21 protein-coding genes are annotated in these 16,682 nt (G+C 69.0%); 12 read left to right on the top strand and 9 right to left on the bottom strand.

Going from position 1 to position 16,682, the window contains the following annotated elements; translation table 11 throughout:
* Positions 1 to 7: 7 nt before the first annotated feature.
* Both MNI96_RS16575 and MNI96_RS16570 read right to left on the bottom strand, forming a co-directional pair.
* Positions 8 to 598: a hypothetical protein gene (locus MNI96_RS16575; RefSeq protein WP_249694959.1), complete on the bottom strand. Its 591-nt coding sequence runs from the start codon at positions 596 to 598 to the stop codon at positions 8 to 10.
* Positions 599 to 626: 28 nt separating this feature from the next.
* The gene (locus MNI96_RS16570) at positions 627 to 1,085 is read right to left on the bottom strand and encodes an Lrp/AsnC family transcriptional regulator (RefSeq protein WP_249694957.1); all 459 of its coding nucleotides are present in this window, start codon (positions 1,083 to 1,085) and stop codon (positions 627 to 629) included.
* A gap of 116 nt (positions 1,086 to 1,201) precedes the next feature.
* On the opposite strand from MNI96_RS16570, the gene MNI96_RS16565 reads away from it, so the two are divergent.
* A complete protein-coding gene (locus MNI96_RS16565; protein WP_249694955.1) occupies positions 1,202 to 2,188 on the top strand; it encodes a nucleoside recognition domain-containing protein in 987 nt (328 codons plus the stop codon).
* A 102-nt stretch (positions 2,189 to 2,290) separates the two neighbouring features.
* Here the strand turns inward: MNI96_RS16565 and MNI96_RS16560 are convergent, their stop codons facing one another.
* Both MNI96_RS16560 and MNI96_RS16555 read right to left on the bottom strand, forming a co-directional pair.
* A complete protein-coding gene (locus MNI96_RS16560) occupies positions 2,291 to 2,812 on the bottom strand; it encodes a copper chaperone PCu(A)C (protein WP_249694952.1) in 522 nt (173 codons plus the stop codon).
* Between the two features lie 76 nt (positions 2,813 to 2,888).
* Complete coding sequence (locus MNI96_RS16555) at positions 2,889 to 3,287, bottom strand: hypothetical protein (protein WP_249694950.1); 399 nt, start codon at positions 3,285 to 3,287, stop codon at positions 2,889 to 2,891.
* A 156-nt stretch (positions 3,288 to 3,443) separates the two neighbouring features.
* Between MNI96_RS16555 and MNI96_RS22020 the strand changes: the two genes are divergently transcribed.
* Positions 3,444 to 4,034, top strand: coding sequence for a helix-turn-helix domain-containing protein (locus MNI96_RS22020; protein ID WP_249694948.1), 591 nt, complete (start codon positions 3,444 to 3,446; stop codon positions 4,032 to 4,034).
* A gap of 6 nt (positions 4,035 to 4,040) precedes the next feature.
* On the opposite strand, the gene MNI96_RS16545 is transcribed toward MNI96_RS22020, so the two are convergent.
* The 3 genes from MNI96_RS16545 to MNI96_RS16535 form a co-directional block, all read right to left on the bottom strand.
* Positions 4,041 to 4,736, bottom strand: coding sequence for an aspartate/glutamate racemase family protein (locus tag MNI96_RS16545; RefSeq protein WP_249694946.1), 696 nt, complete (start codon positions 4,734 to 4,736; stop codon positions 4,041 to 4,043).
* 82 nt (positions 4,737 to 4,818) lie between these two features.
* A complete protein-coding gene (locus MNI96_RS16540) occupies positions 4,819 to 5,574 on the bottom strand; it encodes a class I SAM-dependent methyltransferase (RefSeq protein ID WP_249694944.1) in 756 nt (251 codons plus the stop codon).
* A complete protein-coding gene (locus tag MNI96_RS16535) occupies positions 5,571 to 5,915 on the bottom strand; it encodes a nitrate reductase (RefSeq protein WP_249694943.1) in 345 nt (114 codons plus the stop codon). Before MNI96_RS16535 ends, MNI96_RS16540 begins: the two co-directional genes overlap by 4 nt.
* A gap of 120 nt (positions 5,916 to 6,035) precedes the next feature.
* Between MNI96_RS16535 and MNI96_RS16530 the strand changes: the two genes are divergently transcribed.
* The 4 genes from MNI96_RS16530 to MNI96_RS16515 all read left to right on the top strand — a co-directional run bounded on the left by MNI96_RS16530 (position 6,036) and on the right by MNI96_RS16515 (position 8,916).
* The gene (locus MNI96_RS16530) at positions 6,036 to 6,368 is read left to right on the top strand and encodes an ArsR/SmtB family transcription factor (protein ID WP_249694941.1); all 333 of its coding nucleotides are present in this window, start codon (positions 6,036 to 6,038) and stop codon (positions 6,366 to 6,368) included.
* A gap of 29 nt (positions 6,369 to 6,397) precedes the next feature.
* A complete protein-coding gene (locus MNI96_RS16525; RefSeq protein ID WP_249694939.1) occupies positions 6,398 to 6,907 on the top strand; it encodes an arsenate reductase ArsC in 510 nt (169 codons plus the stop codon).
* Positions 6,908 to 6,910: 3 nt separating this feature from the next.
* Entirely contained in the window at positions 6,911 to 7,597 is a 687-nt protein-coding gene (locus MNI96_RS16520; RefSeq protein WP_249694937.1) for an aquaporin, read from the top strand.
* Positions 7,598 to 7,689: 92 nt separating this feature from the next.
* Positions 7,690 to 8,916 carry an MFS transporter gene (locus MNI96_RS16515; RefSeq protein WP_249694936.1) on the top strand — a complete coding sequence of 409 codons (1,227 nt, stop codon included), beginning with the start codon at positions 7,690 to 7,692 and terminating at the stop codon, positions 8,914 to 8,916.
* Between the two features lie 6 nt (positions 8,917 to 8,922).
* Here the strand turns inward: MNI96_RS16515 and MNI96_RS16510 are convergent, their stop codons facing one another.
* On the bottom strand, positions 8,923 to 9,816 hold the full coding sequence (locus MNI96_RS16510) for a LysR family transcriptional regulator (protein ID WP_249694934.1): 894 nt from the start codon (positions 9,814 to 9,816) through the stop codon (positions 8,923 to 8,925).
* Positions 9,817 to 9,943: 127 nt separating this feature from the next.
* On the opposite strand from MNI96_RS16510, the gene MNI96_RS16505 reads away from it, so the two are divergent.
* Positions 9,944 to 10,564, top strand: coding sequence for a nitroreductase family protein (locus tag MNI96_RS16505; protein ID WP_249694932.1), 621 nt, complete (start codon positions 9,944 to 9,946; stop codon positions 10,562 to 10,564).
* 110 nt (positions 10,565 to 10,674) lie between these two features.
* Positions 10,675 to 11,553 carry an EamA family transporter gene (locus MNI96_RS16500; RefSeq protein WP_249694930.1) on the top strand — a complete coding sequence of 293 codons (879 nt, stop codon included), beginning with the start codon at positions 10,675 to 10,677 and terminating at the stop codon, positions 11,551 to 11,553.
* A gap of 55 nt (positions 11,554 to 11,608) precedes the next feature.
* On the opposite strand, the gene MNI96_RS16495 is transcribed toward MNI96_RS16500, so the two are convergent.
* Positions 11,609 to 11,884, bottom strand: a complete 276-nt coding sequence (locus MNI96_RS16495; RefSeq protein ID WP_249694928.1) for a PilZ domain-containing protein — start codon at positions 11,882 to 11,884, stop codon at positions 11,609 to 11,611.
* A 257-nt stretch (positions 11,885 to 12,141) separates the two neighbouring features.
* Between MNI96_RS16495 and MNI96_RS16490 the strand changes: the two genes are divergently transcribed.
* The 4 genes from MNI96_RS16490 to der all read left to right on the top strand — a co-directional run bounded on the left by MNI96_RS16490 (position 12,142) and on the right by der (position 16,582).
* The gene (locus MNI96_RS16490) at positions 12,142 to 12,720 is read left to right on the top strand and encodes an NnrU family protein (RefSeq protein WP_249694926.1); all 579 of its coding nucleotides are present in this window, start codon (positions 12,142 to 12,144) and stop codon (positions 12,718 to 12,720) included.
* A gap of 195 nt (positions 12,721 to 12,915) precedes the next feature.
* Complete coding sequence (locus MNI96_RS16485) at positions 12,916 to 13,587, top strand: tetratricopeptide repeat protein (protein ID WP_249694924.1); 672 nt, start codon at positions 12,916 to 12,918, stop codon at positions 13,585 to 13,587.
* Positions 13,587 to 14,951 (top strand): outer membrane protein assembly factor BamB family protein, encoded by a 1,365-nt coding sequence (locus tag MNI96_RS16480; RefSeq protein WP_249694922.1) that lies wholly within the window; start codon positions 13,587 to 13,589, stop codon positions 14,949 to 14,951. The genes MNI96_RS16485 and MNI96_RS16480 overlap by 1 nt, the downstream gene beginning before the upstream one ends.
* Positions 14,952 to 15,094: 143 nt before the next feature.
* Positions 15,095 to 16,582, top strand: a complete 1,488-nt coding sequence (gene der, locus MNI96_RS16475; RefSeq protein WP_249694920.1) for a ribosome biogenesis GTPase Der — start codon at positions 15,095 to 15,097, stop codon at positions 16,580 to 16,582.
* The last annotated feature ends 100 nt before the right edge of the window (positions 16,583 to 16,682 follow it).

Genomic DNA, 16,682 nt, shown 5'->3' with positions numbered 1-16,682 from the left:
TTCAGGCTCAGTCCAGCACGGCGAACTGGTCGAGGATCCAGAAGACCTCCGCGGCCAGCGCCAGCACCATGAAGGCGATGTGGAAGCGCGGCGAACGCGCCCACATCGCCGCGACCGACAGGGCGGCGAGCCCCGTCTGCCGCAGCGGGTAGAAGGGCCCGAACGAGCGGAAATGCTCGGCGCCCTTCATTGCCGTATCGAGCATGTCGAGGCAGAACAGCGTCGCCAGCAGCCCGTAAAACCACTTCTGGCGGGTGTGGAAATAGTCCCGGTAGCTCGAATTCTCGCCGACCTTGTCCGGAAACAGGATGGCGCAGGTGAAGAAGAAGCACGAGGCATAGGCCACCACCAGGAAGTAGAGGCCGAAGGTCCAGCGCTCGATCCGCGCCAGGCCGATCTCGAACCACCAGAAATGCATCACCGCCAGCAGCAGGAACAGCGCCCAGCCGATATGGACGCTGTAGAGATGTTCGCGGCGCGGGTTCTGCACCATGTTGGCGAGCCCGTTCAGCAGCCGCGCCACGCACAGGCCGGTGATGATGCCGATGAACACCCGCACATGCACGAAGGCGCCGGGATTGGCGACCAGTGTTTCCATCAGGCTGCGTCCTCCCGTCTTGCCTGCCTCACGGCGCCAGCCGGATCGCTGTGGTTTCCTTGCCGGTGCGGATCACGAACATCGTGTAGAAGCGCGCCACGTTGGTCTCGTTGCGGAACAGACGTTCGCACAACCCGTCGAATTCCTCCATGCCCGACAGCCGCAGCATCAGGACCACATCGGTCTCGCCGCTGACGCTGTAGGCCTGCACCACCGCCGGTTCGTTCTCCACCAGCGCCAGGAAGCGGCGGGTCTGCTGCTCGCCGTGGCGCTCCAGCTCCACCGTCACGACGGCCTTCAGGCCCTTGCCGGCGCGCGCCGGGTTGAGGATGGCGACCGTGCGGTCGATGACGCCGGTCGCCTTCAGCCGGCGGATGCGGCGCAGGCAGCTCGACGGCGACAGGCCGACCTCCTCGGCAAGGTCGGCATTGGTGCGCGCAGCGTCCGCCTGCAGCAGGTTCAGCAGCTTCCTGTCGATGCGGTCCATGGCGCCTCCGGGGTTCGCACTACTATGCAATAAAATTGCACGAACTTGCAAAGTTTGACCGAAAATGCCGCGCGGCTGCGGTATCGGTAGCGCACGAAAATGTTGGAGTGACTCGAATGTCTGTGCGTGCGCAGCTGATCCGGCGGACCCGCGAAGCCTTTGGACTCTATTGGGAACTGGTGCGCATCATCGTGCCGGTGATGGTGATCGTGGAGATCCTGGCGCGTCTCGGCGCCATCCGCGCCATGTCGCCCTATTTCGAGCCGGTGATGCAGCTCTACGGCCTGCCGCCGGAGATCGCGCTCGCCTGGCTCACCGGCCTGCTGATCGGCCTGTGGGGCGCCATCGTCATCGTCTTTGCGTTGGTGCCGGTGTCGGAGCTCACCGTCGCCGACATGACCGTCTTCTCGACGCTGCTGCTCTTCGCCCATGCGCTGCCCATCGAGCAGCGCATCATCCAGCGCGCCGGGCCAGGCTTCTGGATCACCACGGTGCTGCGCATCGTCGGAGGCCTCGCCTGCGCCGCGTTTCTCCACCAGCTTTACGAGGCTACCGGCTGGCTCTCCACGCCGCTGTCGCCGGTGTGGATGCCGATGGAGGAGACCTCGACCTGGACGGGCTTCGCCATCGGCCTCGGCAGGACGCTGCTGATGATGCTCGTGATCCTGTTCGGCCTGTGCTGGCTGATGGATATCCTCAAGGTCACCGGCATCATGGACCGGCTGATCCGCGCGCTGGTGCCGCTGTTCCGCCTGGCCGGCATCGCCCCGCCGGCCGTGCCGTTCGCCTCCGTCGGCCTGCTGCTCGGCATTTCCTACGGCGGCGGCCTGCTGATCCGCGAGGCGCGGGAATCGCGGGTCGACCCGCGCCAGGTGTTTCTCGCCAGCGCCTTCATGGGCTTTGCCCACAGCCTGATCGAGGACACGCTGATCGTCGTCGCGGTGGGCGCGGATTTCGCCAGCGTCTTCTTCGGGCGGCTGCTCTTCGCGGTGGTCGCGACGGCGCTGCTGGCGCGGCTCCTCTCGCTGATCCCGGACTGGATCCTCTTCGCCGAACCGGCGCAGGCCCGGGCCGCACGCGAAGCCGGTGCCGATACGGCCTGAGCCGCTGTCCGTTCGGCTCGCGGCAGCTGTCGCCGCCGCGAGCCGTTTCGATTTGCCTCAGCGCGCGGCGAGGTGCGCACCGCCGGGCCGGAACTGCCCTGCTCAACGGGTGCTGTGGCCCTGCTTCTTCGTCTCGCCGTGACCATGGCTGGCATGGTCGTGCGCGTTGCCGCCGGCGCCCATCTTGTCGGCCGCCAGTTCGACCTCGATGTCGCCGCCCTTTTCGAAGGTGAGGGTCAGCGGCACGCGGTCGCCTTCGACGATCGGCTGCTTCAGGCCGATCAGCATGACGTGGATGCCGCCGGGCGCGAGCTCCACCTTGGCGCCGGCCGGGACTTCGAGGCCGTCGCCGAGCGGGCGCATCTTCATGATGCCGCCGGTCATTTCCATCGTGTGGATCTCGACTTTCTCGGCAATCGGCGAGGAGCCGCCGAGCAGCCGGTCGGCCGTGCCGCCCTCGTTGGTGAAGCTCATGAAGGCGCCGGCCACCTTGGCGGCGGGCGGCGTCGCGCGGGTCCAGGGATGACCGATCTGAATCTCGCCGATCCGGTAGCTGTGGGCCTGGGCACCGACGATGGCGGCAAGCGTCAGGGAGAGCGCGAAGACGAACTGAAGGGTACGCATGGGATAGGCTCCATAAGTCGCAATTATGCTGACCGGCGGCCATCGGGCATGGCCGGTCCTTTGGTGTTGGTTTGCGTCAGATGGAGATGTGCGGCGGCGCACGGGCCGGTGGCGGCGGTCCTTCCGCGCGCTCAGTGGCGGTCGGGGCGGGAGCCGGCACCCAGGCGGCGGTCTCGGCCGCCTCGGGAGCGGGCAGGACGATTGCGACAGGTGCGGTCAGCGTGCCGCCGGCACAAGCGAGCTTGCACAGCGTCGAGCAGCAGTCGCGGGCCAGGTCCTTGAGCGGATGGTCTTCGCCCGGATCGGCGATTGCCTTGGGCGAGCACAGCACATAGGCCGGGCTGGTGCCGTCGGCGGCCATCGCCGTCCGCGCATTGGCGGCGACGATGCCCTGCAGCAGCATGGCAAGGACGATCGTCGCGGCCATCGACCACGTCAGCAACTGGTCCTTCAGGAGTTCCCTCATGCTGTGCATTGCCGCTCTCTAGCGACCCCGGGCACGTCTGTCACGAGGGGAAATCGTCGCGGCCGGGAAAATGCGGATCGGGATGGTTCGTCGGAGAGGGCGCTCCTATAGTGGCCGCATCCGGTCCGGTGCGCGGTGGCCGGGCAATGCGGGAAAGGCGGGCAGGTGGACGGCAGCGAGGGCATCAAGGGGGCAACCGGCATCGGCGCGCTCGTCGGGGCTGCGGTGCGGCGCGAGCGCCTGCGCGCCGGCCTGTCGGCGAGCGAACTGGCGCGCGCCGCCGGCCTTGCCAAGTCGACCCTGTCGCAGCTGGAATCGGGGAGCGGCAATCCCGCCATCGAGACCCTGTGGAGGCTCGCCGATGCGCTGGGCGTCAGCGTTGCCGCACTGCTGGAGGCCCCGCGCGGCGAGGTCGACGTGATCCGCGCCGGGGAGGGGCCGCCGACCCGTTCCGACCACGCCGACTATCTCGCCCGGCTGCTGTCCGCGGCAGGTCCCGGCAGCCGCCGCGACCTCTACCTGATCGAGGCGACGCCCGGCGCGCCGCATCTCTCTGCGGGCCATCTCTCTCCGGCACATGGGCCGGGCACGCGCGAGCATGTGGTGGTGATGCGCGGCCGCGCGCGTCTGGGGCCGGAAGGACGGGAGGTCGAGCTTGCCGCCGGCGACTATGCCGCCTATCCGGCGGATGCGCCCCACACCTTCGAGGCCTTGGAGCCGGATACCCGTGCCGTGCTGATCATCGAGCACGGCTGACAGCGCTTATGCCGCCACCGCATGGCGCAGAGCGGCGAGCGCCAGCAGCCGCGTCGAATCGAGCGTCGGCAGCGGCGAGTTGCCGTCGTTCATCAGGAGCGGGATTTCCGTGCAGCCGAGCACCACGGCATCGCATCCGTCCTCGCGCGCCATGCGGCCGATGACCTGCTGGAAATAAGCTTCCGCCGAGGGCTCCAGCTTCCCGCGCACCAACTCGTCCATGATGATGCGGCCGATCTCGGCCCGCTCTGCCCTTGTCGGCAGCACGGTCTCGATGCCCTGCCTGCCGAGCGCCTGCGGATAGACGTCGCTCTCGGTCAGCCAGACCGTGCCGGTCAGCGCCAGCCGGCGAAACCCGCGCCGTGCGGCCTCCTCAGCCACCACCTCGGCGATATGGAGAAAAGGCAGGGGCATGCGGTCCGCCACATGCGGCAGGCCCTGGTGGATGGTGTTGTCCGGGCAGATCAGCAGCTCCGCGCCGCAGGCTTGCAGCCGCCTGGCGCTGTCCAGCATCAGTTCGCCGACAAGATCGGCGCGCCCCGCCTCCAGATGACGGACGTAGTCGATGAGAGGCTGCATGTGCAGGCTGACCTGCGGGTTTCCATGGGCTCCGAGCACGGGCTCGGCTTCCGCGCAAAGGATGCGGTAGCACTCCGCCGCCCCTTCCGCCGAACAGGCGATGATGCCGACATGCCGTACCATTTCCGCGCTCCATCCATCGTTTCGCACAATCGTTCATTATATAGAACGATGCTTTCGGTCAATCGAACGGGGCGGCGGCACCCTACAGCTTCCGCGCGACAGCGCGGAACACGAGCTCCCACAGGCAGGTGGCGCCGCTCGCCTGCCGCTCCTGGCGCAGCCGCGCGTCCAGCGTGTCCGGATCGGCGCGGGCCATGTCGGTGATGCCGAAGCGCTCCAGTCGGGGCATCACCGCGCGCACGATCATGCCGACGGGATAGCTGCTGTCCGGCGTCAGCAGGTTCGCCTCCGCCCGCACGCTCTCGACGGCAAGGCCCGCCGCGCTCATCACCTCGTGCAGCGTCAGCCCCATGTCGAGCCGCGCGCCCTCCCGGCGCAGCATCTGCGCCAGCCAGTCGCGCACTTCGTCATGCAGGGGCAGGGGATGGCGGCCGGGCACCAGCTTCGAGGCGTCGTGCTCGTGAAAGGCGACGACCCCACCGGGTTTGAGCGCTCGGCTGATCGCGGCGAGCGCCGCGACCGGGTCCTGCTGGTACATCAGCACCCTGCGGCCGACGACGGCGTCCAGCGTGCCGTGGCCGGGAAGCTCCGCGTCGAAGTCGCCCTCGATGACGCTCACATTGGCGAGACCTTCGTCCGCCGCCATGCGCCGGGTCATGTCCAGCATGGCGGGATCGCGGTCGACGGCGAGCACCCGACCCCCAGGGCCGACGCGGCGGGCGATCATCCGCGTTACGGCGCCGGGGCCGCAACCGATATCGACCACCGTCCAGCCGGGGGCGATGCCCGCTTCGTCCAGCAGGCGCTCGGTCATCAGGTCGACGGGGTTCGGGCTCATGCGGAAAGGTCCTTGTCTGCAGTGCGGCGGGCATCCTCGGCGGCTGCCGCGATATCCGCAAGGCCCACGGCGGCCAGCGGCATGTGCAGGCGCAGCCGGCGTGCGGGCGCGCCCGCCTCGTGGATGCCGATCACCGTCTCCGCATCGGGGCAACCGTCCTCGCCGCAGGCAAGCTCGCTGACCGAGATCACCGCGTCCTCGCCCGGCGCCAGCACCTTGCGCACCGCCTGCTTGACCCGCTCGCGCAGGGCGTGCCGGTCGCCCTTCGTATCGCTTCCGGCCGGGTCGGCGGGGGACGGGCGCCGGCCGCGCGGTGCGAACGGATTGACGAAGAGGCGCATGGTCGGGATCCTGATTTGTTATGTAATAACGTTTCAAGACTGGCGAATGTGGAGGCGCGCGTCAAGGCGGTTGCGAGCGACGGCATCTCGATGTATCCATATATCCAGAAGGAGAGATAAATGGATAAGTCATCCGCGCTCATGGCGCTGGCGGCGCTCGGCCAGGACACCCGGCTGGACATCTTCCGCCTGCTGGTGAAGGCCGGACCGCAGGGCGTTGCCGCCGGCGAGATCTCGACGCGCCTCGGCGCGGTCCAGAACACGGTCTCCGCACATCTCAAGACGCTGACTCAGGCCGGTCTCATCCGCGCCGAGCGGGATGGGCGCAGCGTGCGCTACATCGCCGACATGACCGGCTTTCGCGATCTTCTCGCCTTTCTGATGGAAGACTGCTGCAACGGTGCGCCGGAGCTCTGCCGCCCGGTGATCGAGGCTGTAACCTGCAATTGCTGATCTCCCGCCAGCGGGAAATGGAGGGGTAAATGACCGATCGCGTCTACAATGTGCTGTTCCTGTGCACCGGCAATTCCGCCCGTTCGATCCTGGCCGAGGCGATTCTCAGCCGTGACGGGCAGGGGCGATTCAAGGCCTTCTCCGCCGGCTCGCAGCCCAAGGGCGAGGTGCATCCGCAGGCGCTGGCCCTGCTCACCAAGCTCAACCACGACACCGGCTTTGCCCGTTCCAAGAGCTGGGAGGAGTTCGCAGGTCCCGACGCTCCGGTGATGGATTTCGTCTTCACCGTCTGCGACAACGCCGCCGGCGAGGCCTGCCCCGTGTGGCCCGGCCAGCCGATGACCGCCCATTGGGGCGTGCCGGACCCGGCCGCCGTCGAGGGGACGGCAAGCGAGGTGGCATTTGCCTTCGCCGACGCCTACCGGATGCTGGCCACGCGCATCTCCATCTTCACCGCCCTTCCGCTCGCCTCGCTCGACCGCATGACGCTGCAGTCGCGCCTCGGCGAGATCGGCCGCGATCTGCCCCGGGCCGGCTGAGCCATGGGCTTCGACCTCCAGCGCCGGCTTGTGGCGGAGGCGCTCGGCACCGGTGTGCTTGTCGCCACGGTCGTCGGCTCGGGCATCATGGCTGATCGGCTGACGGGCGATGCTGCCCTTGCGCTGCTTGCCAACACGCTGCCGACCGGCGCGATCCTGGTGGTGCTGATCACCTGTCTCGGGCCTTTGTCCGGCGCGCATTTCAATCCGGCGGTGACGATGGTTTTCGCGTTGCGGCGGGAGCTTGCGGCTGGAGAGGCGGCGGCGTATGTGCTCGCCCAGATGCTGGGCGGGCTTATCGGGACGCTCGTCGCCCACGCGATGTTCGAGCTGCCTCTCTTTCAGGTCTCGGCCACCATCCGCACCGGCCCTGCCCAGTGGCTGGCCGAGAGTGTCGCGACCTTCGGGCTGCTGCTTGCGATTCTTGCCGGCCTGCGTTTCCGGGCCGATGCCGTGCCCTGGCTCGTCGGCCTTTATATTACCGCCGCCTATTGGTTCACCGCCTCCACCTCCTTCGCCAACCCGGCCGTCGCGCTGGCGCGTGCCGTCACCGACACGTTCGCCGGCATCCGCCCCGCGGATCTTCCTGCCTTCATTGCCGCCGAATGTCTCGGCGCGGCACTTGCCTTCGCGCTGCTGCGGTGGCTTCTTGTGGAACGGGAGACTGCCGGTACCGCCCGCGTGGCCTGACTAGCTGCCGACGGTGCTGCGCCCTCCCGGTCACCTGCCTGCCCGCCGCCCGGTGTTCTTCCGGTCCGGCCGTCCGCGAAAGGTCATTTCAGATGTCGCAGCGCCCCCTTGGCGTGGATGCGTCGCCGGCCGGGACCGGCTGGTTCATCACCGCGCTCGGCATCGCCCAGATCTGTTCCTGGGGCACGCTGTTCTACGGCTTCCCGCTGATCGCCGAGGCGATGCGCGGCGATCTCGGCTGGTCCAAGCCGGTGCTCTACGGCGCGGCGACGCTCGGCGTGGTGCTCGCCAGTCTTGCCGCCTATCCGGTAGGGGCGGCGATCGACCGCGGGCGTGGGCGCTACATCATGGCCGGCGCCTCCGTGCTGGCCGGCCTGCTGCTTCTCGCCTGGTCGCAGGTGGAGGATGTCGCCGCCTTCTATGTGGTGCTGGCCGGGCTCGGCATGTTGCAGGCTGCGACGCTCTACGAGCCGGCCTTCGCCGTCATCGCCCGCCGGGTCGGAGCCTTGCGGGCGCGCAGCGGCATCACCGCGCTGACCCTGTGGGGCGGGTTTGCCAGCACCGTCTTCATCCCGATCATCCAGCTGCTGATCGAGACGCAGGGCTGGCGCGGCGCTCTGGTGGTGATGGCCGGCGTCAACGGACTGCTCTGCGCCTTGCTCTACTTTCTGGCGATCGATCCGGCGCGCGATGCGCCCGTGCCGGTGCGAGAGGACGGCAGCGCGCCGCTGTCGGGGCGCCGTGCGGTGGCCGCGGCCATGCGCCGGCCGGCCTATTGGGGCCTGATGCTGGCCTGGGTCTCCTATGCGGCGGCGTTTTCCTCGCTGACCTATCATCTCTATCCGCTGCTGCTGGAGCGGGGGCTGGATGCGGCCGGCGTCGTCGCGGTGATGGCGGTGATCGGCCCGGCCCAGGTGGCCGGGCGCATCGCCATCCGCATGCTGGCGCCGGCCGCGCCCGTGCGGGTCATCGGCTCGGCCGTCGTCATCGTCTTTCCGCTCGCCGCTGCTGCGCTCGCCTTCGCCCCGCCCTCGGTGCTGGTGATCGGCGCCATCGCCGCCGTCTACGGTGCCGCCAACGGCATGATCACCATCGTGCGCGGGCTCGCCGTGCCGGAGATGGTCAGCCGGGAGGCCTATGGCGCGGTCAGCGGCTCGCTCACCGGGCCGATGAACCTGATGCAGGCGGTCGCCCCGCTCGCCGCCGCGCTGCTGTGGCAGGCGTCGGGCGGCTATGGCGCGGTGCTGGCTGCGATCTTCGTCGGCGCGCTGTCGCTGTGCATCGGCTTCTGGTTCGCGGCGCTGAAGGCGGCGCGCTGAGGGACCTCACGCCTCGTTCTGCAGGTCTTCCGCGAGAAAGTCGATCAGCGCGCGGACCTTCGGCAGCAGGTAGCGGCGCGAGGGATAGACCGCATAGACCTGCGTGTTCGCCGGAGCCCAGCCCTCCAGCACCGTCTCCAGCCGGCCGGAGGCGATATCCTGGCGCACATAAGACGCAGGGATCAGCGACAGGCCGTAGCCGTCGAGCAGAGCTTCGCGCACGGCAAGGCTGGTCGATACGCGGTAGCGGCTTGCGATCGGCATGGTCACGCGTTCGCCCTCGCGCTCCAGCGCCCATTCCGTGGCATTGCCGGATAGCGAGAACTGGACGATCCGGTGCGAGACGAGTTCTTCCGGGCGGCGCGGCCGGCCGGCCCTGTCGAGATAGCCCGGCGCGCCGCAGATCACATGGCGCATGCTTGTCAGCCGGCGGGCGACGAGACTGGAATCCTCCAGCTTCGCCGTGCCGCGGATGGCGATGTCGAAGCCGTCCTTGACCAGGTCGACCCGCCGGTCGTCCAGGTGCAGGTCGATCTCCACGTCCGGATAGGCCAGCATGAAGGCGGTGATCGTGCGCGACAGACGGGTGACCGTCAGGCTGATCGGCGCCGCGACCCGCAGCAGGCCGCTCGGCCGGTGCCGCAGCGGTTGCATCGACCCGTCGGCCTCGGTCAGGTCGTCGAGGATGCGTGCCACCTGCTCGAAGTAGAGCCGGCCCGGCTCGGTCAGGCTCATCCGCCGCGTCGTGCGGTTGAGCAGGCGCACGCCGAGATGGGCTTCCAGCTCGCCGATATTCTTGCTGATCGCCGCCGGCGACAGCGACAGGGCGCGCGCGGCGCCGGCAAAGGAGCCCTCGTCGACCACCCGGCGGAAGATGCGAAGCGCGGTGAGCTGTTCCATGACTGTTCACTTTCAGTTGCGAGTGATCGGATGAATAGCCGGATTATCGCGCAGATGGAACGGGAATATCTCTCGGGGCAGAGGGAGCACGGGCTCCCGGCACTGGTTCCACGGAGAGACCTGCATCATGACCGCCACCGATATCGCCACCCTTCTGGAAGGCCGCGTCTCGGCCAATCTTTTCGATCCTGCAGCCCGCCTTGCCGCCGCCGAGGTCGAGGAACTCGTCCACCTCGCGACCCGGGCTCCCAGCGCCTACAACCTGCAGAACTGGCGCTTCGTCGCCGTGACGTCGCCGGAGGCCAAGGCGCGGCTGCGCGAGGCGGCCTACGGCCAGGCCAAGGTGTCGGAGGCCGCCGTCACCTTCATCGTCGTCGGCAGCCATCCCGATGCGGCAACCCTCGGTGCGCGGCTGCGTCCCTCCGTCGAGGCCGGGTTCATGCCCGCCGACATGGTTGGAGGCTGGGTCGATGCGGTCGCCGCGGCCTATGGCGACAATCCCCTGGCGGCGCGCGACGAGGCCGTGCGTTCGGCGACGCTCGCCGCCTCCTTCATGATGGTCGCCGCCGCCGCCAGGGGGCTCGCCAGCGGGCCCATGGTCGGCTTCGATCCGGCCCGCGTTGCGGCAGAGTTCGGTCTTGCCGAGAGCGAAGTGCCGGTGATGCTGCTGGCCGTCGGCCGCGCCGCGCCCGGCAACTGGCCGCAAAAGCCGCGCCGTCCGCTCCGCGAGGTGCTGTCGCACGCCTGAATGTTTCGATGGGCGAGGGGGCTTGTCTGCCCGTCTCGCTCCCGCCAAGATCGCCGGGCGGCGCGCCTGCCGCCCGGCCCGTTCCCGCCCTTCCTCAAACGAGGCCCGTCATGTTCCGCGCTTCCGATCTTCTGGCCACCGCGCTCGCGCCGGTGGTCTGGGGCAGCACCTATATCGTCACGACCGAGCTGCTGCCGCCCGGCCACCCGGTGTTCGTCGCCGCTGCCCGCGTCCTGCCCGCCGGCCTGCTCCTGCTGCTGATCGTGCGCCAGCTGCCGCGCGGGCAGTGGATCTGGCGGTCCTTCGTGCTCGGCGCGCTGAACTTCGCCATCTTCATGGTGCTGCTGTTCATCTCCGCCTACCGCCTGCCCGGCGGCATCGCCGCCACGGTCGGCGCGGTGCAGCCGCTCATCGTCATCTTCGTCGCGGCCATGCTGCTCGGCACTGTCATTCGTCCGCTCGCGGTTCTCGCGGCCCTTGCCGGGCTGTGCGGGGTGGCCCTGCTGGTGCTGCGCAATGAGGCCGCGCTCGATGCGATCGGCATCGCCGCGGCGCTGGGCGGTGCGGTCTCGATGGCCTTCGGCACGGTGCTGACCCGCCGCTGGCAGCCGCCGGTCTCGCCGCTGGTCTTTGCCGCCTGGCAGCTCCTCGCCGGCGGGGTGCTGCTGGTGGCGATGGCAGTCGTGCTGGAACCGCTGCCGCCCGCGCCGAGCGCGCGCAACATGGCGGGCTTCCTATATATGAGCCTGTCCAGCGCGCTGACGTATGTGCTGTGGTTCCGCGGCATCTCGCGACTGGAGCCCTCGGCGGTCGCCTCGCTCGGCTTCCTCAGCCCCACCACTGCCGTACTGCTCGGCTGGGGTCTGCTCGGCCAGGCGCTCTCCCCGGCGCAGATCGCCGGCGTGCTTCTCGTTCTTGCCGGGGTATGGGCCGCGCAGGTCGCCGTGCGCCGGGCGCCGAAACCGGCGCCGGCCTCGATCGGGTCCTGACGGGGAAAGGTGTGGGGACGAACGTGTCTCGGGATTAACTTTGCGGGACGGGGGCTCAGCCTGCCGTCTCGCCGTCCTCGCGCTCGAACTGGATGCCGAGCTCCGTGGCGGTGCGCCAGCGCACGATGGCGTTGACGGCGATGTCCTCGTTGACGATGCGCAGCTCGAAGCGGTCGGGGATTTCGGCGGTGCTCGGCAGTTTCAGCAGGGCGCCGTCATCGGACAGGTTGCGGACGCGGCATTCGTGAATTTTCGCCCCGCCGTCCACGACGATGCGCCCGCTTTTCAGCGTTCGGTGGCGCGGGCTGCTCCGCCTGTCGCGAATCGTCATCTCATCCCGCCTCCAAACTCGTGCGAACTATGGCCTCTCTTGCAGTGATTCTCCAAGTGAGTTGCGGCTGCAATAGGCCGATAATCGGGTTTTTTGCGGATTGACTGCGGCAAGGGGATTGCGGGGGCGGCCCGTCGCTTTCCTGCAACACTGCTGCAGGCTCGCCGCGGGCCTGCCGGGCCTCTTCTCCCGCGCGGCTTGACCCTGGCGTTGCGGCAGGTCAACCCTGACCGCTTACAGAGGGAGACACCATCGCCATGACCCTGCTCGTCCTGGGACTCGTTGTTTTCATCGGCATCCATGCCGTCCCGATGATGACCGGCCTGCGCGACAGCCTGCGGGCGCGGCTCGGCGCCGGCGGTTACCGTGCTCTTTTCACGCTCGCCTCGTTCGCCGGCCTGGCGCTGCTGGTCTACGGCTATGGCGCCGCGCGCGCGGAAGGCCCGCCGATCCTTTACGATCCGCCGGTGTGGATGCGCCATGTCACCCTGCTCCTGATGCTGCCGGTCTTTGTGCTGCTGGTCGCCTCCGGCGCTCCGGCCGGGCGCATCAAGAAGGCGGTGAAGCACCCGATGGTGCTGGCGGTGAAGATCTGGGCCCTGGCGCATCTGCTGGCCAACGGCGATCTGGCCTCGGTGCTGCTGTTCGCGGCCTTCCTCGCCTGGGCCGTCGCCGACCGGATCTCGCTGAAGCGCCGTCCCGCGACGCTGGACGGGATCGCGACCGGCGCGCCGTCGGCCGCGGGCGACATCGTCTCGCTCGTTGTCGGCCTTGGCCTCTATCTTGCCTTCGTCTTCTACCTGCACGAACTGCTGATCGGCGTGCCGGTCGTGTAAGGAGACGCAGCGCGCGCCTGCCTCACTTGCGCCACGAAGACGCGCAAGGGGAGGAGCGCGCATTCATTTCGGTGCCTGCCGCTTTTCGGAGCGGACACTGCCGTTTGCCAGTGAAAGGTCAAATGGATATGGTGGCGCCGCGTCGCACCGGCAGACCGGGCGGGGCATTTCTCAAGTATCGGGAATTCGCAGCGTATGTCCGACATTTTTCGCGAGGTCGACGAGGAGATCAGGCACGAGCGCTACAAGCGCCTGTGGAACCGTTTCGGTACCTACCTGATCGCCGTTGCTGTCCTCATCGTCGCCGGCACGGCCGGCTGGCGGGGCTGGCTCTACTGGCAGGAGAGCGCAGGCCGCGAGGCCGGCGATATCTACGTAAGCGCCGCCCGGCTTGCCGATCAGGGCAATTTTGCAGAGGCCGAGGCGCGGCTGGCGGACCTGGCGGACGGCCCCGGCGGTTATCCGCAGCTGGCCGGCATGCGCGCTGCCGCGCTGAAGGCGCAGGCGGACGACAAGGCCGGTGCCATCGCGGCCTTCGACGCGGTTGCCGACAGCTCGGACACCGCGCCGCTGCTGCGCGAGATCGCGCGCCTGCGCGCCGGCTACCTGGCGCTCGACCTTGAGGATTACCAAGGCGCCTCGCAGCGTCTCGAGGCGCTGTCGGGCGACGACAATGCCTGGCGCTTCCTCGCCCGCGAAGCGCTGGCGCTCGGCGCCTGGAAGCAGAACGACCCCGCCGCCGCACGCCGCTGGCTCGGCGGCATCCTCGACCAGGAGGGAGCTCCCGGCGATGTCGCTTCGCGCGCCCGCACCCTGCTGGACCTGATCGACGCCGCCGAAGGCAAGCCGGCCGGGGAGGGGTCCTGATGACCATGCGCCCGAACACTCACGCGCTCGACCGCAGCGGCTCCCGCACCCTCCTTCGCGCCGCGACCCTGTCGCTGGCGGCGCTGGCGCTGGTCGGCTGCTCGTCCCTTTCCGATCTCAATCCCTTCTCCAAGGAGACGGTGCTGCCGGGCGAGCGCGAAGCGCTGTTCGACAATACCGTTCCGGTCGCCGAGGGCGGCAACAAGGCCGCCAGCATCGGCTCGGCCAGCTCCGTCGTATGGCGGCAGGGCGGGGGTGATGCCGGCAACAATTCCGGCAATGTCTCGGCCTCGATCTCCGGCGGCCGCGCCTGGCGCGCCTCTGTCGGCGGCAGCGGCGGCGGGGTGTTCTCCGGCACCGTGCGCATCGCCGCGCGTCCCGTTTCCGACAATGGCCGCATCTTCGTCTACAACCAGAACGGCGACGTGACCGCGCTGTCGACCAATGGCGGCCGCCTGTGGCGCCGTTCGCTGCGTCCCGAGGGCGAGAGCGGTGTCGCGTCCGGCGGCGGTGTCGCTGTCGATGGCGGCCGCGTCTTCGTCGCCACCGGCTACAGCCAGCTCGTCGCGCTGGATGCGTCCTCCGGCGCGGTGCTGTGGACCAAGAGCATCAACGCACCGGCCCGTCAGGCCCCGGCCGCGGCCGGCGGCACGGTCGTCGCCGTCACCCAGACCGGCGAGGTCCATGCGGCGGCGCAGGACGACGGCGCCGAGCGCTGGACCTATGCCGGCATCGCCGAAAGCAGCGGATTGCTCGCCTTCGCCAACCCGGCGATTTCCGGCGGCACCGTCATCGTTCCCTTCACCTCCGGCGAGGTGATGGCGCTCGACATGAAGAACGGCGAGCCGAAATGGGTCGAGGGCGTCACCCGCTCCTACCGCACCCGTGCGGTCTCCGGCTTCACCGATGTTTCGGCCAGCCCCGTCGTCAACGGCGACATGGTCTTCGCCTCCGGCGTGTCCGGCCGTCTCGTCGCCTCGCGGCTGCGCAACGGCGAGCGCGTGTGGGAGCAGGATGTCGGCTCGCTGCACACGCCGATCGTGTCGGGCAGCAGCGTCTTCCTGATCGACATCGAGGACCGCATGGTCGCGCTGGAGCGCTCCACCGGCAAGCCGCTGTGGCGCACCGTGCTGCCGAATGTCGAGGGCAAGAAGAAGAGCCGCATCAACTGGGCCGGCCCGGTGCTCGCCAATGGCGTGCTCGTCGCCGTCTCCAGCGACGGCCGATTGGTGCGGGTGGATGCCGCCTCCGGCCGCGTGCTCGGCGTGTCGCAGACATCGGAAGACATCTATGTGACGCCGATCATCGCCGGGGGGCGGATGGTGACCATCACCTCCAAGGGCGACGTCGTCGCGTTCAACTGACGGGGCGCGGGCGCGCATCGCCCGGCCGGCTCCCGCGTTTCCCGCATCCCGCGCCAATGCCGGCGCGGGATGCGTCATTTGATCCAGGCCCGCGGCGGGTATATTCCGCCGGGGGCCTTCGCCATTTCCGGGGTTTCAGGACAGTGCCTGCCAAGATCGCCATCATCGGACGCCCGAACGTCGGCAAGTCCACCCTTTTCAACCGTCTCGTGGGCAAGCGGCTGGCGCTGGTGGACGACACGCCGGGCGTGACCCGCGACCGCCGTCCGGGCGACGCGCGTCTCGGCGACCTGCGTTTCACCATCCTGGACACCGCGGGCCTCGAGGAAGCGGACGCCGCCAGCCTCGAGGGCCGCATGCGGGCCCAGACCGACGAGGCCATCGCCGATGCCGATGCGGTGCTCTTCGTGATCGATGCGCGCGCCGGCATCACGCCGAGCGACAGCCATTTCGCCAACGTGCTGCGGCGGAGCGACAAGACCGTCATCCTGATCGCCAACAAGGCGGAAGGCCGCTCGGGCGAGAGCGGGCTCTACGAGGCCTACAGCCTCGGCTTCGGCGAGCCGGTGGCCATGTCCGCCGAGCACGGCGAGGGCCTTGCCGATCTCTACCAGGCGCTGCGGCCGGTGGTCGACGCGGTGGAGGAGCGCGAGGAGGCCCTGATCGCCGCCGAGGCGCGGGCCGCCGAGGCGTCGCTGCCGGCTGGCGAGGTCGCCGAGACCGATGTCGAGCTTGCCACCGACGAGGACGGCGAGGTCGTGGAGGAAGAGGACAAGGGCCCGCCCGCCGGCAGCGCCCAGCGTCCCTTGCGCGTGGCCGTCGTCGGCCGTCCCAATGCGGGCAAGTCGACGCTGATCAACCGCTTTCTCGGCGAGGAGCGGCTGCTCACCGGCCCGGAGGCCGGCATCACGCGCGATTCCATCTCCGTCGACTGGGTGTGGCGCGACCGGCACGTGAAGATGTTCGACACCGCCGGCATCCGCCGCAAGGCGCGGGTGCAGGAGAAGCTGGAGAAGCTCTCCGTCGCCGATGCGCTGCGCGCGATCAAGTTCGCCGAGGTGGTCATCGTCACGCTGGACGCGACCATTCCCTTCGAGAAGCAGGACCTGCAGATCATCGATCTCGTCGCCCGCGAGGGCCGCGCCGTGGTGATCGCCATCAACAAGTGGGACCTGATCGAGGACCACGCCGAGGCGATGCAGCGCATCTCCGATGCGTCCGAGCGCTATCTCAACCAGATCCGCGGCGTGCGCATCGTCACCCTGTCGGGCCTGCACGGGCGCGGCCTCGACAAGCTGATGGACGCCGCCTTCCAGTCCTACGACATGTGGAACCGCCGCGTGTCGACCTCGCGGCTCAACCGCTGGCTCGACGGCGTGCTGGTCCACCATCCGCCCCCGGCGGTGGCCGGCCGGCGCATCAAGCTGCGCTACGTCACCCAGGTGAAGGCGCGCCCGCCGCATTTCGTCGTCTTCTGCTCGCGCCCCGAGGTGCTGCCGGAAAGCTACACGCGCTATCTGGTCAACGGCTTGCGCGAGACGTTCAACATGCCGGGGACGCCGATCCGCCTCAGCTATCGCAAGGGCGACAACCCCTATGCGGCGAAGGCGAAAAAGCGCAAGATCCACTAGGTTCAGAACTCAGGGACCAGGATCTTGTGAAGGGAAGGGCGTCTTGCGCATCTTCCCTTCCGCGCCCTCGCGCACCACATGACACAACGCGCGCGGGGCG

It is taken from the genome of Stappia sp. WLB 29, assembly GCF_023507705.1.
In the GTDB taxonomy this organism is placed as follows: domain Bacteria; phylum Pseudomonadota; class Alphaproteobacteria; order Rhizobiales; family Stappiaceae; genus Stappia.
The sequence above is the reverse complement of the archived record's forward strand: the minus strand, read 5'-3'. Positions and strand labels throughout refer to the sequence as shown.

Excerpts from the sequence above, each read along its gene's own strand:
- MNI96_RS16575 (WP_249694959.1), bottom strand. The coding sequence starts at position 598 with ATGGAAACACTGGTCGCCAATCCCGGCGCCTTCGTGCATGTGCGGGTG.
- MNI96_RS16570 (WP_249694957.1), bottom strand. The coding sequence starts at position 1,085 with ATGGACCGCATCGACAGGAAGCTGCTGAACCTGCTGCAGGCGGACGCT.
- MNI96_RS16565 (WP_249694955.1), top strand. The coding sequence starts at position 1,202 with ATGTCTGTGCGTGCGCAGCTGATCCGGCGGACCCGCGAAGCCTTTGGA.
- MNI96_RS16560 (WP_249694952.1), bottom strand. The coding sequence starts at position 2,812 with ATGCGTACCCTTCAGTTCGTCTTCGCGCTCTCCCTGACGCTTGCCGCC.
- MNI96_RS16555 (WP_249694950.1), bottom strand. The coding sequence starts at position 3,287 with ATGCACAGCATGAGGGAACTCCTGAAGGACCAGTTGCTGACGTGGTCG.
- MNI96_RS16545 (WP_249694946.1), bottom strand. The coding sequence starts at position 4,736 with ATGGTACGGCATGTCGGCATCATCGCCTGTTCGGCGGAAGGGGCGGCG.
- MNI96_RS16540 (WP_249694944.1), bottom strand. The coding sequence starts at position 5,574 with ATGAGCCCGAACCCCGTCGACCTGATGACCGAGCGCCTGCTGGACGAA.
- MNI96_RS16535 (WP_249694943.1), bottom strand. The coding sequence starts at position 5,915 with ATGCGCCTCTTCGTCAATCCGTTCGCACCGCGCGGCCGGCGCCCGTCC.
- MNI96_RS16530 (WP_249694941.1), top strand. The coding sequence starts at position 6,036 with ATGGATAAGTCATCCGCGCTCATGGCGCTGGCGGCGCTCGGCCAGGAC.
- MNI96_RS16525 (WP_249694939.1), top strand. The coding sequence starts at position 6,398 with ATGACCGATCGCGTCTACAATGTGCTGTTCCTGTGCACCGGCAATTCC.
- MNI96_RS16520 (WP_249694937.1), top strand. The coding sequence starts at position 6,911 with ATGGGCTTCGACCTCCAGCGCCGGCTTGTGGCGGAGGCGCTCGGCACC.
- MNI96_RS16515 (WP_249694936.1), top strand. The coding sequence starts at position 7,690 with ATGTCGCAGCGCCCCCTTGGCGTGGATGCGTCGCCGGCCGGGACCGGC.
- MNI96_RS16510 (WP_249694934.1), bottom strand. The coding sequence starts at position 9,816 with ATGGAACAGCTCACCGCGCTTCGCATCTTCCGCCGGGTGGTCGACGAG.
- MNI96_RS16505 (WP_249694932.1), top strand. The coding sequence starts at position 9,944 with ATGACCGCCACCGATATCGCCACCCTTCTGGAAGGCCGCGTCTCGGCC.
- MNI96_RS16500 (WP_249694930.1), top strand. The coding sequence starts at position 10,675 with ATGTTCCGCGCTTCCGATCTTCTGGCCACCGCGCTCGCGCCGGTGGTC.
- MNI96_RS16495 (WP_249694928.1), bottom strand. The coding sequence starts at position 11,884 with ATGACGATTCGCGACAGGCGGAGCAGCCCGCGCCACCGAACGCTGAAA.
- MNI96_RS16490 (WP_249694926.1), top strand. The coding sequence starts at position 12,142 with ATGACCCTGCTCGTCCTGGGACTCGTTGTTTTCATCGGCATCCATGCC.
- MNI96_RS16485 (WP_249694924.1), top strand. The coding sequence starts at position 12,916 with ATGTCCGACATTTTTCGCGAGGTCGACGAGGAGATCAGGCACGAGCGC.
- MNI96_RS16480 (WP_249694922.1), top strand. The coding sequence starts at position 13,587 with ATGACCATGCGCCCGAACACTCACGCGCTCGACCGCAGCGGCTCCCGC.